A 15,931-nucleotide genomic window follows, 5' to 3' on the forward strand; every position below is an offset into this window, starting at 1 on the left:
GCCTCCCTTGTGATGCAGGGATGATAACCCGGACGGCGCGGCGCACGTTAGCGCGGCGCACGTTAGCGCGGGCACGTTTACCCGCGTTCAGGCCGGCGAGAAGGCCAGGTAGGCGGCGTGGGTGTCGAGCGCCTCGCGCAGCAGCTGTATCTTGCCGTTGGCGGCCACCAGGCGGCCGGCGTAGGTCTGCTTGTAGGTCTTGCCGGTGGACAGCACCTTGGCCTCGACACTGTATTCGCCGAACACCTGGTCCGGGGTTTCGATCAGCAGCTGGATGTCGTGGAAGCGGAAGTCCGGCACGCTTTTCAGCAGGCCGGCAATGAAGGCCTCGATGGCAGCCGGACCAACGGCGCGCGCGTTGATACCCAGCGAGGACAGCGAAGGCAGCTCCAGCACGCCATCCTCGGCAAACAGGGCGGCGGCGTCGGCGGGGGACTGGATGTTGGCGAGGTAGCTATGGAGCAGTTGGGCAGCGGTTTTCATGGTGGCACTCTCTTAAAAAGGAAGAAGTGCCTCCACTGTATGCTTTCCTGTTAGGTGGATAAAGGTGTTGAATCTGAATACTTCATACAGCCGCATGGATAATGGGGCTTACTCCAGGTTCTGCACCTGCTCCCGCATCTGCTCGATCAGCAGTTTGAGTTCCATCGACGCGTCAGCCAGCTCCTTGACCGAGGCCTTGGCGCCCAGGGTGTTGGCTTCGCGGTTGAGCTCCTGCATCATGAAGTCCAGGCGCTTGCCGACCTGGCCGCCTTTCTTCAGGATGTGGCGGGTTTCGGCCAGGTGCGCCGACAAGCGGCCCAGTTCTTCGGCCACGTCGATGCGGATGCCGTACAGGATCACTTCCTGGCGGATGCGTTCCAGCGCGTCCTGGCGCGACAGCGAGGAATTGTTGCCCTGGCAGGCCAGGCCCAGCGCATCCTGCATGCGTTCCACCGCCTTCTGCTGGAAGGCCGACACCACTTGCGGGATCAGCGGGGTAATGCGCTTGACGATCTGCTCCATGGCGTCGATGCGCGAGGTCAGCATGGCTTCCAGCGCCGCGCCCTCGCGCTGGCGGCTGGTGACGAAGGCGGCCAAGGTGCGCTTCATGAGGGCGGCAACGTCGGCCTGCAGGGTATCCTGGGCAATCTCCGCTTCCTCGATCACGCCCGGCCAGCGCAGCAGCTCGGCCACCGTCATGCGCGGCGCATCAGCGAATACCTGGCTCACTTCCTGCTGCAAGCGTTGTAATTCCGCCAGCAAGGGCTGGTTCAGCGCCTGGGTGCCGGCGGCGGCCGCCTTGCGGCCAAAGCTGAGGCGCAGCTCCACCTTGCCGCGGGTAATGGCCGCCATGATGGCGGACCGTAAATCGGGTTCGAGCGCGCGTAAATCGTCGTTTATGCGGAACTGGAGATCAAGAAAACGGGAATTGACGCTCTTGATTTCGATCGTCAGGGTGCCCGCCGCGCTTTCGCTTGTGGCAACCGCGTAGCCTGTCATGCTGGAAATGCTCAATGGATATCCCCGATTTTATCTTTACAAAACAGTGGTTTATCCACACTATCGGGTCAGGCTAGGCGAGCAAAGCTTGGCTGCAAAAAACAACGCCCCCCTGCCAGATGGTCTGGAAGTTGCTGGATATTGCATTGTAAAGAAAATTACGGGCGGTGGGTTCAGTATTGTTTACCTCGTATATCTGCCCGCCCTGCCGGGACTGTCGCAGTGCGGGGCAATGTTATGATGCGCGCTGATCGCGCGGCCGCCAGCGCCCGCTGAACTTTTTGACAGGATAACCATGAGCTTTGAATCCCGCCCCAGCGGCCGCGCCGTCGACGCCCTGCGCAGCGTGCGCCTGACCCGCCACTACACCAAGCACGCCGAGGGTTCGGTGCTGATCGAATGCGGCGACACCAAGGTGATTTGCACCGCCAGCATCGAGGAAAAGGTGCCGGGCTTCCTGAAGGGGAAGGGCCAGGGCTGGATGACGGCCGAATACGGCATGCTGCCGCGCTCCACCCACAGCCGGATGGACCGCGAGGCCGCGCGCGGCAAGCAGTCCGGCCGCACCCAGGAAATCCAGCGCCTGATCGGCCGCTCGCTGCGCGCCGCCTTCGACCTGCAAGCCTTCGGTGAACGCACCCTGCACATCGATTGCGACGTGATCCAGGCCGACGGCGGCACCCGCACCGCGTCCATCACCGGCGCCATGGTGGCGGCCTATGACGCCTTCGCCAGGCTGGTGGAGCGCGGCCTGGTGCCGGCCATCCCGCTCAAGCATTTCGTGGCCGCGATCTCGGTCGGCGTATACCAGGGCATGCCGGTGCTGGACCTGGACTATGTCGAGGATTCTGGCTGCGACACCGACATGAACGTGGTCATGACCGACGCCGGCCACTTCATCGAAGTGCAGGGTACGGCCGAGGGCGCGGCCTTCGACCGCGCCGGCATGAACCGCCTGCTGGACCTGGCCCAGGCCGGCATTGCCGACCTGGTCAAGCTGCAGAAGCAGGCGTTGGGACTGGAGGGCTGATCCGTGCGCAAACTGGTACTGGCCTCCAACAACAAGGGCAAGCTAAAGGAATTCAACGAACTGCTGTCCACGGTTGGCTACGAGGTGCACGCGCAGGCCGAATTCGGCGTGCCGGAGGCGGACGAGCCTTTTCAGACGTTTGTCGAGAACGCGCTGCAAAAGGCCCGCCATGCGTCCCGCCTGACCGGTTTGCCGGCCCTGGCCGACGATTCCGGCGTGTGCGTCAACGCCCTGGGCGGCGCGCCCGGTGTGTATTCGGCGCGCTACGCGGGTGAGCCCAAGTCGGATGCGCGCAACAATGCCAAACTGATCGCCGACCTGGCGCCGCACGCCGACAAATCGGCGTATTACTACTGCGTGCTGGTGTTCGTGCGCCATGCCGACGACCCGCAGCCGGTGATCGCGGACGGCCGCTGGCATGGCCAGATCGTGGCCGAGGCGCGCGGCGAAGGCGGCTTCGGCTACGATCCGCACTTCCTGCTGCCGGAATTGGGCAAGCACACGGCGGAACTGGGCGCCGACGAGAAGAACCGTTTGTCGCACCGGGGCCAGGCCTTGCGCGCGCTGGTAGAGAAGCTGAAATGATACCGATCAAAGTCGTGGGCGCTATGGGCGCAGGCGCTGGCGGGCATGAGCACGGCGCCGCCTCCAGGAACGCGCCCGGGGTGCCCGCCTCCGAAGCGGCCGCCATGGCGGCCGGCCTGGGCGACGCCGCCGGCGCCGCGCTCAAGTACCTGCAGGCGGGCGCGCTGAACCTGGCGGCGCTGCCGCCGCTGTCGCTGTACATCCATTTCCCGTGGTGCGTGCGCAAATGCCCTTACTGCGACTTCAACTCGCACGAGGCCAAGGGCGGCGGCTTCCCGGAGCAGGAATACCTGGATGCGCTGCGCGCCGACCTGGAAATGGCGCTGCCGCTGATCTGGGGCCGCAAGATACACACCATCTTCATCGGCGGCGGCACGCCCAGTTTGATGTCGGCGGCGGGCCTGGACCGGCTGATGTCGGACGTGCGCACCCTGCTGCCGCTGGACGGCGATTGCGAAATCACGATGGAGGCCAATCCCGGCACCTTCGAGGCCGAGAAGTTCAAGTCCTACCGCGCCAGCGGCATCAACCGGCTGTCGATCGGCATCCAGAGCTTCAATGCGGCGCACCTGAAGGCGCTGGGCCGCATCCACGACGATGGTGAGGCGCGCCGCGCAGTGGAGATCGCCCAGGCTAATTTCGACAACTTCAACCTGGACCTGATGTACGCGCTGCCCACGCAGACGCTGGAGCAGGCGCGTGAGGACTTGCAGGCCGCGCTGTCGTTCCAGCCGCCGCATTTGTCGCTGTACCACCTGACCATGGAGCCGAACACGGTGTTCGCCAAGTATCCTCCGGCGCTGCCGGACGACGACGCCAGCGCCGACATGCAGGATTTGATCGCGCAGATGATGGGCGATGCCGGCTACCGCCATTACGAAGTCTCGGCCTATGCCCAGCCGGGACGGCGCGCCAGGCACAACCTGAATTACTGGGAGTTCGGCGACTATCTCGGCATAGGCGCGGGCGCACACTCCAAGCTGTCCTTCCCGCACCGCATACTGCGCCAGGCGCGCTACAAGCAGCCCAAATCCTATATGGAGCAGGTGCGGCTGGGCGCGCCGGTGCAGGAGGAGCGCGAGCTGGGGCGTGATGAGCTGGGCTTCGAGTTCATGCTCAATACCCTGCGCCTGGTGGATGGCTTCGATGCGCGCCTGTTTGCCGAGCGCACCGGGCTGGGCATCAACGCCATCGAGAAAACCCTGAACGCGGCCGAGGCCAAGGGGCTGCTGTACCGCGATCACATCGTGATCAGGCCGACTGAGCTGGGGCAGCGCTTCCTGAACGACCTGCAGGAGATGTTCCTGGCGGCGTGAGCCGCCGGGCGCTGGCCAGGCATGGGCTGCCCCGGGCGCGGCCGCGGCCTGCGGGCACTGGCGCAGCGGCCCGGATCGATCAAAGCAGAAATAACTGCATTACATGCGCAGTACGTGGCCGCAGGGGACTCGCAGGCGGCAGGACTCAACAAGGCAGCTAAGTATATTGCCAATAAATATGGAATAGCTTATTACGAGGGGAGCAATGGTGTATTTTCAAAAACTCCTTAGCCGATTATTTTATTTATTGCTGATGTCTTTGCTTCTCCACTCTTGTGCTGAACATCTGCCATTATCGCAGGCGGATGATATCGTCGCTGCCGAGGCTTATGCGAAGCAAGCTGAAATATATTTTGCAGACGGAAGCTTCTTGGATGCCATTAAGCTTTCAAGAAAAGGTATTTTATTGATGGAAAAAAATGATATTACTTCCGGGATGGTTGACGACACAGAGGTTAAAATGAATATCGCAAATATTGAAGAGAGAAAGGGTAATTCAAGGACAGCTGCTGGGCTATTATTAACCGTTCTTTCTTCCAAGCTCGCGTTGGCAAAATCCAGAGAATCTCGATAGAACCGGAGCTCTCGTCCAAAGTTTTGTAGCGATGTTTTTTTGAGGCGCATGGGTACTCGCGGTGGTACGACTTTGCCGCGTGTTATCCCACGCAGCCCAGCCCGGCGCATCAAGATCTCCACCGTGCAGCGAGCCATCTTGAAGCGCTCGCGGAGCAGCTGCCCAAACGTCAGGACTTGGGTGCACTCATAAAAAATGTTTGCCCCGTATCCGCATGACGGACCGAACCGTTGTGCCACCTTGGCGAGAGACTCCCGGCCGCGAAATGTCCCATTGCTTCGCCCTACTATCTTGCCCGCCGTTGCGGGGACCGCCCCGATGGCTTAACCGTGTTTTACGTTCCACTGCACCTCAAACCCCGCATTCGCGCCGTCGATTTCATCCAGTGCGAATCAGATTGCCAGTAAATCGAGGTGCCCTATTGTCGCCCCCATTTTCTCAGATTCAAACGGGGCGACAACTATTCTGACACCGGGGGCATCACCTGGCGCATGGCACCGACCGACTTGGCCCAGCCGAAGCCTGGCTCGACGAGCTTGCGCTTTTGCTGCGAGATCGCGTAGCCCTCGCTCCGGGCAATCGTGTCAGGCACTGCCGAGCTGCGCCCCGAGGTGTTCTGCGCCACGTGCGGCACGACATTCATGGCCTGGCAGGCCTGCACGAACTCCGCCGCGTCATAGCCCTTGTCGGCGCCGAGCGTGATCGCGCGCGCCGGTTCATTCAAGGCCTGGCGCGCATCGTTAATCATGGCCTTGGCGGCTTCGCGCTCGGCATAGCCATCGGCCCTGGTCACCATGGCGTTGGCGATCAGGCCGTGGCGGTTGTCACTGAGGGTACGGCCCATGTAGCGCAACTCACTGCCAGTGCTATTGCCCTTGCGGTACAAGCGTGAATCCGGATCAGTCTTCGATTGGTGGGTCTCGTTGCTGCGCTTGCTGCCCTTGAAATTGCCGCCTTCGCCGTTCTGGTCGTCGCCATCCTTGCGCACAAAACTCTTGTGTCCGGCCCAGACTTGGATCAGCGTGCCATCGACGCTGAAGTGCTCGCCGGAGAGCCAGTTCTTGTTCTCGGCGATGGCCAGCACTTCGTTGAAAAACTCGATGACCGCATCGTGTTTGATCAGCCGCTCGCGGTTCTTGGTGAACACCGTGGGCACCCACACGGCATCATCCATGGACAGTCCGATGAACCAGCGATACAGCAGGTTGTTCTGGGCCTGTTCCATCAACTGGCGCTCCGAGCGTATGCTGTAGAGCACCTGGAGCAGCATGGCGCGCAGCAGCTTTTCAGGTGCGATGCTGGGGCGGCCACCTTTGATATCGGCCTCGTACATGGCCGAAAACAAACCATTCATTTTTTCCAAGGCCGTATTGGCCATCTGGCGTATCACTCGTAGCGGATGCCCGGCTGGAATGAAGTCTTCCAGCTTGCGCATCGTGAACAGGCTTTCGGTGAAGGTGTCGGGACCGCGCATCGGTGCTCAGGATCAGGTGGGGAATTCAGGATACCATCAACAGCCCTTCCAGCGAGGGCTGGGAGGCGGTATTTCAGCAGCCTGCTAGGCGCGGCGACGAAGACAGTGCGCCTGCACGGCGAGGAGCTGCAACAACGCCATGGTCATTTTGAGATGTCCTCTTAGAATTCCTCCCAGTCCTGGTCGCCGCCCACGGTGGCCGGCTTGCGCGGGCCGGGTTTGACACTGGTTTTTGCACTGGCCACCGCTGCGGCGGCAATGCGGCGCGGGGCCGGCGCCGCGGCCCGTTTCGATGCGGCGGGAGCAGCCGCTGCGGGCCGCTGGGCCGGCTTGGCCACAGCCTTGAGCGCCGCCGGCGCGGCATGGCCATCGCCCAGCTTGAAGATGGCCGCCACTTCGGCCAGCCGCGCCGCCTGTTCCTGCATGCTGCCGGCCGCCGCTGCCGCCTGTTCCACCAGCGCGGCATTTTGCTGCGTGACCTGGTCCATCTGCGTGATGGCGGTGTTGACCTGGTCGATGCCGGCGCTTTGTTCGGTGCTGGCGCTGGTGATCTCGCCCATGATGTCGGTCACGCGGCGCACACTGGCCACCACCTCGTCCATGGTGCTGCCGGCCTGCTGCACCAGCTTCGCTCCCACGTCGACCTGGTCGACCGAATTGTTGATCAGTTCCTTGATTTCCTTGGCCGCGCCGGCCGAGCGCTGCGCCAGGTTGCGCACCTCGGACGCCACCACCGCGAAACCGCGCCCTTGTTCCCCTGCGCGCGCCGCTTCCACCGCCGCATTGAGCGCGAGGATATTGGTCTGGAACGCGATGCCGTCGATGACCGAGATGATGTCCGCGATCTTGCGCGAGGATTCGTTGATGGTGCCCATGGTGCTGACCACCTGGCCGACGATGTCGCCGCCGCGCTCGGCCACTTCGGACGCGGTCTGCGCCAGCTGGTTGGCCTGGCGCGCGTTGTCTGCGTTCTGGCGCACGGTGGACGTCAGTTCCTCCATGGAGGACGCGGTTTCCTCCAGCGAGCCGGCCTGCTGCTCGGTGCGGTTGGACAGGTCCAGGTTGCCGGCCGCGATTTCATTGGAAGCGGTGGCGATGGTCTGGGTGCCGCTCTGCACTTCGCTCACCACCTTGCGCAGCGCATCGTTCATGGTCCGCAGGGCCGTCATCAGTTCGCCGATCTCGTCGCGGCTGGTCTGCTGGTCGAAGCGCGTGGTGAGGTCGCCGTTGGCGACGTTGGCGGCGATCTCCAGCGCCGACTTGAGCGGCGCTGTGATGGAGCGCGAAATCACCCAGGCCGCCAGCACACCCAGGGCCAGCATCAGGCCGGCCAGCAGCATCAGCAAAGCGCTGGAACGCTGGTGCGCGGCGGCGATGGCCTGTGCGCTGTCGTCTATGGTCTTGCGCTGCAAGGCAAGGAATTCCTTGACCTTGGCGTCGTAGGCCTTGGCGGCCGGGGTGTAGACGTCGTTGAAGTAGCGGATGGCTTCCTCGGCGTTGCCGGCCTTGCGCAAGTCCTGCACCTGGTTCTTGGCCTTCTGGTAGACGGCGCGCTGGCTGACCACGGCGTCATACAGGGCTTTTTCATCGTCGCTGGTGATCATGCCCTTGATCGAGTCCATCATCTCGCCGCCGCGCTTGGTGCTTTCGGCAATGGAGTCGGCAAAGGTCTTGGCCAGGTCCTGGTCGCTGCTGCGCGCAATCAGCGTGGTGCGCACGATGCCGGAATAAATCAACACCGACCAGTCGGACACGATGCGCTCCTTGGCCAGCGGCGTTTTCAGCAAGGTCTCGGTGGCGCTGGCCGCGTTGCGCGAATTGACCAGGGCCACGGCGGTGGCGACGATGGACAGGACCAGCACGATGGCGAAACCCAGCGCGAGGCGGGTGCCGATACGCAGATTGGAAAGGAAATTCATGGTCTACTCCTGTGTGGCGCGAGGGGGAAGACGGACGTGGCGACATCCGGCAAGCAACTTAGTATGCGCCGGATCGAATTTCCATAGGTAAATTATTTTTACTTTCGTTGCTTTTTGTGAACGCAAACTCAGCCTGCTGAATATTCCTTTGCCAAGTCCAGGTCCGGTTTTTCGCACCAGCGCGCGAAGGCTTCCGCCAGCCGTTCGCTCTCGGCCACGGCGCGCAGCCAGTCGCGCTGGCGGCCTGCATGGTCCTGGCCATAGACGTGGAAATCGCGGCGGTCCGGCAGTTTGCCGTTGGGCAGGGTGGCTACCCATTCCGGCGACGGCGCGACCAGGATCACATTGTCCAGGGCGGCGTCGCGGGCGCGGCGCCAGGGCAGCGACTTGTCCAGCCAGCCGGGCACGATGTGGTCGGCGAAGTGCGGATACAGCACCAGGCCGGGATCGCGCTGGTAGGGCAGGTGCAGGTGGTAGTCGATCAGGCCGCCGTCCCAGTGCGGGCCGGGCGGGGCGCCGGCGATGTCGCGCACCGCCTGCAGCACCAGCGGGATGGAGCCGGACGCTTGCAACGCGTCGCGCAGGTTGTCTTCCGACAGGGCGGCGAAGTGGGCCTGGAAGGGGTCGAAGGGTTGGCGCAGCCAGGCGGCATCGTCGCGCTGGTCATGGAAAACCACCCGCTCCAGGGCCCCGGCCAGGCGCCGGCGCGAGACGGCGTTGCCGGCAGCCGCCAGCAGGAAGCCGGCCAGTTCGCGCCAGCGGCTATCGTTGCTGCCAGCCAGGACGCCGATGCCGCGCACAGCCAACACGTTGAGGCGGTAGTGCGGCGAATGCAGGGCCTGGCTGGCGCGGCCGTCCAGCAACTCGTCCAGCAGGGCGCGGATGGTGCGGCTGACGTAGTCCGGCGTGACCTTGGCCGGATAGCGCTGGCCGGCGTACAAACGGGCCAGGCGGCGCTGGGCCTCGGCCGCATCGTCGAAGGCGGCGGCCGCCATGCGCCAGGCGCCGATCGAGGCGCCTACCAGCTTGCGCTCGCGCGGCGCCTGCTTGAGCCAATGGCCGAACAGCCAGATATCGAGGCCATTCAGGATCAGGCCCTTGGGACCGCCGGCAGCGGCGGGAATGATGGCAATGTCCTCGGGCCGCACGCCTTCGGCGGCGATGCGCTGGCGGGCCCGGGGCCCCAGGCGGATGGTGATGGCTGACTGCATGCGGCGCAAGGCTGGAATGGCGATCCGCCATTCTACCGCCGGCGCTGCTATTTGGCGGCTGGCGCGGCTTGGATGTAAATAATGATAAGCACTGGGGGTGGTGTGGGCACAGCCGCGGCCATTGGGGGCGGCCAGGGATACGGGTTGGTCATCCCAATGATGCCTGCAAAGCCGACGGCCACGCTCACTAAGCCTATGATCAGGGTAATGAAATCGATCGCCATCCAGCGGTGGAGTTCACGAAATTCCGTGTGGCTTCCCGTTTTGCCTAAAGGAAGTTCGCTATCGTGAGTAGGGTCTTCCCAGGGGAACATGGCCGTCTCCTGTGCGGGGATCGGGCCATGGTATGCCTCTGGCGCCCGTTGTCAAGCAAGCCCGTCAACACATTACTTCAGGCCGCCACCCAGGGAACGGTACAGGTCGATCGCGCTGGTGGTGCGCAGCAAGCGGGCCTGGACCAGGGTCTGCTGGGCGCTGAACAGCTCGCGCTGGGCGTCCAGCACGTCCAGCGAACTGGCCACGCCGTTGTCGAAGCGCAGCTGCAAGAGGCGCAGGCGGTCCGCTTGCGCATCCTGCACGGCGCGCTGGGCCGCCACCTGTTCGCCCAGGTAGTCGCGCGCGGCCAGCGCGTCCGCCACTTCGCGGAAGGCGGTCTGTATGGTCTTCTCGTAGTCGGCCACGGCCAGGTTCTTGCGCACCTCGGCCAGGGTCAGGTTGGCCCGGTTGCGGCCGGCGTCGAAAATCGGCAGGGTCAGCTGAGGCGCGAACGACCAGCTGCCCGAGCCGCTGTCGAACAGCCCGCCCAGCGAGGGGCTGCTGCTGCCGATGGCGGCCGTCAGGCTGATGCGCGGGAAGAAGGCCGCGCGCGCCGCGCCTATGTTGGCGTTGGCCGCCTTCAGCCGCTGTTCGGCGGCGCGGATGTCGGGCCGGCGCGTCAGCAGGTCGGACGGCAGTCCGGCCGGCAGGCTGCTCATCAGGTCGAGCTGGGCGTCGCTGGCCAGGGCGCCGGCGGCGGGCTGGGTGGCCGGCTGCGTAGTTGGCTGACCCACCAGCAAGGTCAGCGCGTTCTCGGCCTGGGCGCGCTGGCGCGCCAGGGTCAGGGCGGCGGCGCGCGCGGTCTGCATCAGGGTTTCGTTGGAGCGCAGGTCCAGCTGTGAGGACGCGCCCACTTCGGCGCGCTGCCGGGTCAGCTGGTAGGTACGGGCGCGCGCCTCGTAGGTCTGCTGCGCCAGCGCGTATTGCTCGGCGTAGGCGCGCTCGGTGTAATAGGCCTGCGCCACTTGCGCCACCAGCGCGATCTGGGCCGACTGGCGCGCCTCGTCGGTGGCGAGATACGTGGCCAGGGCGGCGTCGTTCAGGCTTTTTACGCGGCCGAAGAAATCCAGCTCGAAGGAGGACACGGACAGGCCGGTGTCGTAGCGCTTGCCTATGGTGCTGCGGCCGCTGGAGGACAGGAAAGCCGGGGTCTTGGCGCGGGTCTCGCCGGCGCTGGCGTTGACGTTGGGCAGGCGGTCGGCGCCCTGCACGTCGTACTGGGCGCGCGCTTCCTCGATGCGCAGCACGGCGCTGCGCAGGTCGCGGTTGTTGTCCAGCGCGGCGGCGATCAGCTGCTGCAGGCGCGGATCGGTGAAATAGTCGCGCCAGCCGGTATCGACGGCGGCCTGCTGGCCGGTGGCTGCGGCAGCGCCGGTTTTGGCGGCGGCGCCTGCGGTATCAATCGGGAAGGAGGCCGCCACCGGCGCCTCGGGGCGCTGGTAGACGGGCGCCATGGAGCAGGCGCCCAGCAGGGCGGCGCCCAGCAGCCCGGCCGCCAGCATGGCGCGGCGCAGGGAAGGATTAGTCATGGGTGTCATACGATTTGTGGTCCAGTTCATGTGCGGCCAGCTTGCACTGGCGTTCGCTGCCCTTGAAGATGCGGCGGATGACGACGAAGAACACCGGCACCAGGAATACTGCCAGCACGGTGGCAGTGATCATGCCGCCCATCACGCCGGTACCGATGGCGCGCTGGCTGGCCGAGCCGGCCCCGGTGGCGATCACCAGCGGCAGCACGCCCAGGATGAATGCCAGCGAGGTCATGATGATGGGGCGGAAGCGCAGGTGCACCGCCTCCAGCGTGGCTTCGATCAGCCCCTTGCCTTGCGCTTGCAGGTCCTTGGCGAATTCGATAATCAGGATCGCGTTCTTGGCCGACAGGCCGATGATGGCGATCAGGCCGACCTTGAAGTACACGTCGTTGGGCAGGTCGCGGATGTATGCGCCCAGGAGCGCGCCCAGCACACCCAGCGGCACCACCAGCAGCACCGCGATCGGGATCGATTCGCTTTCATACAGCGCCGCCAGCACCAGGAAGGCGGCCAGCAGCGACAGCGCGAACAGGGCCGGGGCCTGCGAGCCCGAGGTCTTTTCCTCCAGCGACTGGCCGGTCCATTCGATGGAGAATCCCGGCGGCAGCTGGGCCGCCAGCTTTTCCAGCTCGGCCATGGCCTCGCCGGTGCTGCGGCCGGGCGCGGCGTCGCCGGTCAGCTTGATGGCCGGGTAGCCGTTGTAGCGCACCAGCTGCACCGGTCCCGTGATCCAGTGCGAGCTGGCGAAGGACGAGAATGGCACCATGCTGCCATTGGCGCTGCGCGCGTGCAGCTTCATGATGTCTTCAGGCTGCAGCCGGCGCGGGGCGTCGGCCTGCACGATCACGCGCTGCTGGCGGCCGGCGCTGGCGAAGTCGTTCACGTAGGAGGAGCCCAGGGCGCTGGACAGCATGGCGTTGATGTCGGCAAAGGTCACGCCCAGGGCGTTGGCCTTTTCGCGGTCGATGTCGACCTGCAGCTGCGGCGCATCTTCCAGGCCCTCGGGGCGCAGGCCCTTGATGGCGCTGCTCTTGCCGGCCATGCCCAGCAGCTGGTTGCGCGCCGCCACCAGGGCGTCGTGGCCGGCCGCGCCGCGGTCCTGCAGGCGCGCCGTGATGCCGGTGGCGTTGCCCAGCTCGCGGATGGGTGGAGGGCTGAGCGGGAACACGATGGCGTCGGCGATGCCGGACAATTCCTTCATGGCGCGTCCGGCAATGGCCTGGGCCGAATCTTCCGGCCCGCGCTCCTTCCAGTCCTTGAGCGGCACGAACACCAGGCCGGCGTTCTGGGCGTTGCCCGAGAAGCTGAAGCCGGCCACGGCGATGGTGCGCGCCACGCCGGGCTGCTTGCGGAAGTAGGCGTCGGCCTGGGCCAGCACGGCCTGGGTGCGGCTGGTGGAGGCCCCGGGTGGGAGCTGGACGTTGGCGATCAGGTAGCCCTGGTCCTCGTTGGGGAGGAAGGACGAGGGCAGGTGGGCGTACAGCCAGCCCACCACGCCCAGTATCAGCACGAACACCACCATGAAGCGGCCGGTGCGCTTGAGCATGCGCGCGATCACGCCCTGGTAGCCGGTGGCGCTGACGGCGAAGCGGCGGTTGAACCAGCCGAAGAAGCCTTTCTTTTCCTGGTGGTGGCCGGCCTGCACCGGTTTCAGCATGGTGGCGCACAGGGCCGGGGTCAGGGTCAGCGCCATCAGGGCCGAGAACAGCATGGCCGACACCATGGCCAGCGAGAACTGGCGGTAGATGGCGCCCACCGCGCCGCCAAAGAAGGCCATGGGGATGAACACGGCGATCAGCACCAGCGTGATGCCGATGATGGCGCCGCTGATCTGGCCCATGGCCTTGCGGGTGGCGTCGCGCGGCGACAAGCCTTCCTCGCTCATGATGCGTTCCACGTTTTCCACCACCACGATGGCGTCATCGACCAGGATGCCGATCGCCAGCACCATGCCGAACATGGTCAGCACGTTGATGGAAAAGCCGAACAACTGCATGGCGGCGAAAGTGCCCATCAGGGCCACCGGCACCACGATGGTGGGGATCAGGGTGTAGCGTATATTCTGCAGGAACAAATACATCACGAGGAACACCAGCACCACGGCTTCCAGCAGGGTCTTGACCACTTCCTCGATGGAGATCTTGACGAACAGCGAGGTGTCGTAGGGGATGGTGTATTTCACGCCGGGCGGGAAGTAGCGGGACAGCTCATCCATCTTCTCGCGCACGGCGGTGGCGGTCTGCAGCGCATTGCCGGTCAGCGACAGCTGCACGGCGATGGCCGAGAACGGCGCCCCGTTCAGGCGCGCGTTGATGTTGAAATTGGCGCCGCTCATCTCGATGCGGGCCACGTCCGACAGGCGCACCAGCGAGCCGTTGGTGTTCGAGCGCAGCACGATCTTGGCGAATTCATCGATCGACGACAGCTGGCCGCGCACCACGATGGGCGCGGAATAGGTTTGCTGGGCCGGGCTGGGCAGGTCGCCCAGGGTGCCCGAGGTGACTTGCGCGTTCTGCGCCTTGATGGCGGCGGTGACGTCGGCCATGGTCATCTTCAGGCCGACCAGCTTGGCCGGATCGACCCAGATGCGCATGGCGCGCTCGGTGCCGAACAGCTGGGCCTGGCCGACGCCGGGAATGCGCTTGATCTCGTTGACCACGTTGCGCGCCATGTAGTCGCCCAGGCCGGTCGGGTCGAGCCGGCCGTCGGTGGACGACAGGCCGACGAACATCAGGATGTTGGAGCGGGCCTTGTTGACCTGCACGCCCTGCTGGGTGACGGCGGCCGGCAGGCGCGACTCGACCCGCTTGATGCGGTTCTGCACGTCCACCGAGGCCAGGTCCGGATTGGTGCCGGGCACGAAGGTGACGGTGATGGTGACGTTGCCGTTGGCCTCGCTCTGCGATTCGATGTACTGCAGCCCATCGGCCCCGTTCATCTCCTGTTCGATCACGCTGGTGACGGCGTCGTCCAGCACCTGGGCCGTGGCGCCAGGGTAGGTGGCGGTGATGACGATGGACGGCGGCGCGATGGTCGGGTACTGCGCCACCGGCAGCACCGTGATGGCCAGCGCCCCGCCCAGCAGGATGAACAGCGCGATCACCCAGGCGAACACCGGGCGGTCGATGAAGAATTTTGCCATCTGTGCTCCCGCTTATTTGGTGGCGGCCGGCTGGGCGGCAACAGCAGGGGCAGCAGCGGCGCCAGGGGCGGCGGCGCCCACCGGGCCTTTCCATGGCGACGGATTGACCGTGGCGCCCGGCTTGGCCTTCTGGAAGCCCTCCACCACCACCCGTTCGCCGCCCTTGAGGCCGGAGCTGATCACCCAGCTGCCGTTCTGGGCGCCGCCGGTGGTGACCGGTACCGAGGCCACCTTGTTGTCGGCGCCCACCACCAGCACCGAGGCGCCGTCGGCGCCGCGCACCACGGCCTGCTGCGGCACCGTGATGGCCGCTTCGTTCACGCCCTGATCGAGGCGGGCGCGTACGTACATGCCGGGCAGCAGGGTGCGCTGGGGATTGGGGAATTCAGCGCGCAGGGCCACCGCGCCCGAGCTTTCATCGACCGAGACGTCGGCAAACAGCAGCTTGCCAGGGTGCGGATACACCTGGCCATCCTCGGTCACCAGGGTGACCCTGGCCTGGTCCTTGCCGGCGCTTTTCAGCTTGCCGTCGGCCAGGGCCTGCTTCAGTTTCAGCAGCTCGGTGGAGGATTGGGTGATGGTGACGTATATCGGGTCCAGGGTCTGCACCGTGGCCATGGGCGTGGCTTCGCCCTGGCCCACCAGCGCGCCCTCGGTCACCAGGGCGCGGCTGACGCGGCCCGAGATCGGCGCGGTGACGGTGGCGTAGCCCAGGGTCAGGCCGGCGTTGGTGCGGGCGGCCTTGCTGGTGGCCAGGTCGGCGGCGGCCTGTTTCTGGGCCGTGACGGCGTCGTCGTATTCCTGCTGGCTGACGGCGGATGCGGCCAGCAGCGGCTTGTAGCGTTTCACTTTCAGCTCGGCCTGGGCCAGGTTGGCCTCGGCCTTGGCCACCGCCGCCTGGGCGCTGTCGTAGGAGGCCTGGAAGCTGGCCGGGTCGATGCGGAACAGCACCTGGCCGGCCTTCACGTCGCTGCCTTCCTGGTACACGCGCTGCAGCACGATGCCGGCGGTGCGGGCCCGCACCTGGGCGATGCGCGAGGCTTCCAGCCGGCCCGGCAGTTCGGTGGTCAGGGTCAGCGGGGCGGGGGCGACGGTGACGTAGGCGACCGGCGGCGGTGGGGGAGCGGCGGCGGCCTGGTCGCCGCCTTTCCCACCGCAGGCGCTCAGGGACAGGGTCAGGATGGCGCAAACGGCGTAATGCGGGACAGATCTCATGGATGGTCTCGTGGATGGCTGATGATAAGGCTGGCAACATTGTAATACACGGGTCAGTGTAACGTTTTGTATATGGCAATTGCTACTGTGACCCGGTACGCACCGCATGAAAAAAGGGAGCGCGCACGCTCCCTTG

At 65.3% G+C, this 15,931-nt stretch carries 12 protein-coding genes and 2 pseudogenes; 5 read left to right on the plus strand and 9 right to left on the minus strand.

Translation table 11 applies throughout. From position 1 onward, the window contains the following. Positions 1–87: 87 nt before the first annotated feature. Positions 88–483, minus strand: a complete 396-nt coding sequence (locus ACLB1G_RS14605; RefSeq protein WP_491627950.1) for a nuclear transport factor 2 family protein — start codon at positions 481–483, stop codon at positions 88–90. A gap of 108 nt (positions 484–591) precedes the next feature. Further along, positions 592–1,482, minus strand: a complete 891-nt coding sequence (locus ACLB1G_RS14610; protein WP_491627951.1) for a YicC/YloC family endoribonuclease — start codon at positions 1,480–1,482, stop codon at positions 592–594. 88 nt (positions 1,483–1,570) lie between these two features. On the opposite strand from ACLB1G_RS14610, the pseudogene ACLB1G_RS14615 reads away from it, so the two are divergent. From ACLB1G_RS14615 to ACLB1G_RS14635, 5 genes and pseudogenes are all read left to right on the plus strand, one after another. Beyond that, positions 1,571–1,678 (plus strand): annotated as a pseudogene (locus tag ACLB1G_RS14615) (serine/threonine protein kinase); the annotation flags it as partial. A 99-nt stretch (positions 1,679–1,777) separates the two neighbouring features. Next, positions 1,778–2,512 (plus strand): ribonuclease PH, encoded by a 735-nt coding sequence (gene rph, locus ACLB1G_RS14620; RefSeq protein ID WP_491627952.1) that lies wholly within the window; start codon positions 1,778–1,780, stop codon positions 2,510–2,512. 3 nt (positions 2,513–2,515) lie between these two features. Beyond that, complete coding sequence (rdgB, locus tag ACLB1G_RS14625; protein ID WP_491627953.1) at positions 2,516–3,097, plus strand: RdgB/HAM1 family non-canonical purine NTP pyrophosphatase; 582 nt, start codon at positions 2,516–2,518, stop codon at positions 3,095–3,097. Then, positions 3,094–4,413 carry a radical SAM family heme chaperone HemW gene (gene hemW / locus ACLB1G_RS14630; protein WP_491627954.1) on the plus strand — a complete coding sequence of 440 codons (1,320 nt, stop codon included), beginning with the start codon at positions 3,094–3,096 and terminating at the stop codon, positions 4,411–4,413. The genes rdgB and hemW overlap by 4 nt, the downstream gene beginning before the upstream one ends. 253 nt (positions 4,414–4,666) lie before the next feature. Next, positions 4,667–4,987 (plus strand): hypothetical protein, encoded by a 321-nt coding sequence (locus ACLB1G_RS14635; RefSeq protein WP_491628231.1) that lies wholly within the window; start codon positions 4,667–4,669, stop codon positions 4,985–4,987. 478 nt (positions 4,988–5,465) lie between these two features. Here the strand turns inward: ACLB1G_RS14635 and ACLB1G_RS14640 are convergent. The 7 genes and pseudogenes from ACLB1G_RS14640 to ACLB1G_RS14670 all read right to left on the minus strand — a co-directional run. Further along, positions 5,466–6,461 (minus strand): annotated as a pseudogene (locus ACLB1G_RS14640) (IS5 family transposase); the annotation flags it as partial. Between the two features lie 161 nt (positions 6,462–6,622). After that, a complete protein-coding gene (locus ACLB1G_RS14645; protein WP_491627955.1) occupies positions 6,623–8,380 on the minus strand; it encodes a methyl-accepting chemotaxis protein in 1,758 nt (585 codons plus the stop codon). A 128-nt stretch (positions 8,381–8,508) separates the two neighbouring features. Next, on the minus strand, positions 8,509–9,591 hold the full coding sequence (locus tag ACLB1G_RS14650) for a patatin-like phospholipase family protein (protein ID WP_491627956.1): 1,083 nt from the start codon (positions 9,589–9,591) through the stop codon (positions 8,509–8,511). 47 nt (positions 9,592–9,638) lie between these two features. Further along, positions 9,639–9,905, minus strand: a complete 267-nt coding sequence (locus tag ACLB1G_RS14655) for a hypothetical protein (protein ID WP_491627957.1) — start codon at positions 9,903–9,905, stop codon at positions 9,639–9,641. A 72-nt stretch (positions 9,906–9,977) separates the two neighbouring features. After that, the gene (locus tag ACLB1G_RS14660; protein ID WP_491627958.1) at positions 9,978–11,435 is read right to left on the minus strand and encodes an efflux transporter outer membrane subunit; all 1,458 of its coding nucleotides are present in this window, start codon (positions 11,433–11,435) and stop codon (positions 9,978–9,980) included. Next, positions 11,428–14,580 (minus strand): efflux RND transporter permease subunit, encoded by a 3,153-nt coding sequence (locus ACLB1G_RS14665; protein ID WP_491627959.1) that lies wholly within the window; start codon positions 14,578–14,580, stop codon positions 11,428–11,430. The genes ACLB1G_RS14660 and ACLB1G_RS14665 overlap by 8 nt, the downstream gene beginning before the upstream one ends. A gap of 12 nt (positions 14,581–14,592) precedes the next feature. After that, positions 14,593–15,795, minus strand: coding sequence for an efflux RND transporter periplasmic adaptor subunit (locus tag ACLB1G_RS14670; RefSeq protein WP_491627960.1), 1,203 nt, complete (start codon positions 15,793–15,795; stop codon positions 14,593–14,595). Positions 15,796–15,931 lie beyond the last annotated feature (136 nt).

This window comes from Duganella kummerowiae (assembly GCF_053572355.1).

Coding starts and splice junctions, on each gene's coding strand:
- ACLB1G_RS14650 (WP_491627956.1), bottom strand. CDS start 9,591: ATGCAGTCAGCCATCACCATCCGCCTGGGGCCCCGGGCCCGCCAGCGC.
- ACLB1G_RS14605 (WP_491627950.1), bottom strand. CDS start 483: ATGAAAACCGCTGCCCAACTGCTCCATAGCTACCTCGCCAACATCCAG.
- ACLB1G_RS14660 (WP_491627958.1), bottom strand. CDS start 11,435: ATGACTAATCCTTCCCTGCGCCGCGCCATGCTGGCGGCCGGGCTGCTG.
- ACLB1G_RS14635 (WP_491628231.1), top strand. CDS start 4,667: ATGTCTTTGCTTCTCCACTCTTGTGCTGAACATCTGCCATTATCGCAG.
- ACLB1G_RS14665 (WP_491627959.1), bottom strand. CDS start 14,580: ATGGCAAAATTCTTCATCGACCGCCCGGTGTTCGCCTGGGTGATCGCG.
- ACLB1G_RS14670 (WP_491627960.1), bottom strand. CDS start 15,795: ATGAGATCTGTCCCGCATTACGCCGTTTGCGCCATCCTGACCCTGTCC.
- ACLB1G_RS14655 (WP_491627957.1), bottom strand. CDS start 9,905: ATGTTCCCCTGGGAAGACCCTACTCACGATAGCGAACTTCCTTTAGGC.
- ACLB1G_RS14645 (WP_491627955.1), bottom strand. CDS start 8,380: ATGAATTTCCTTTCCAATCTGCGTATCGGCACCCGCCTCGCGCTGGGT.
- rph (WP_491627952.1), top strand. CDS start 1,778: ATGAGCTTTGAATCCCGCCCCAGCGGCCGCGCCGTCGACGCCCTGCGC.
- hemW (WP_491627954.1), top strand. CDS start 3,094: ATGATACCGATCAAAGTCGTGGGCGCTATGGGCGCAGGCGCTGGCGGG.
- ACLB1G_RS14610 (WP_491627951.1), bottom strand. CDS start 1,482: ATGACAGGCTACGCGGTTGCCACAAGCGAAAGCGCGGCGGGCACCCTG.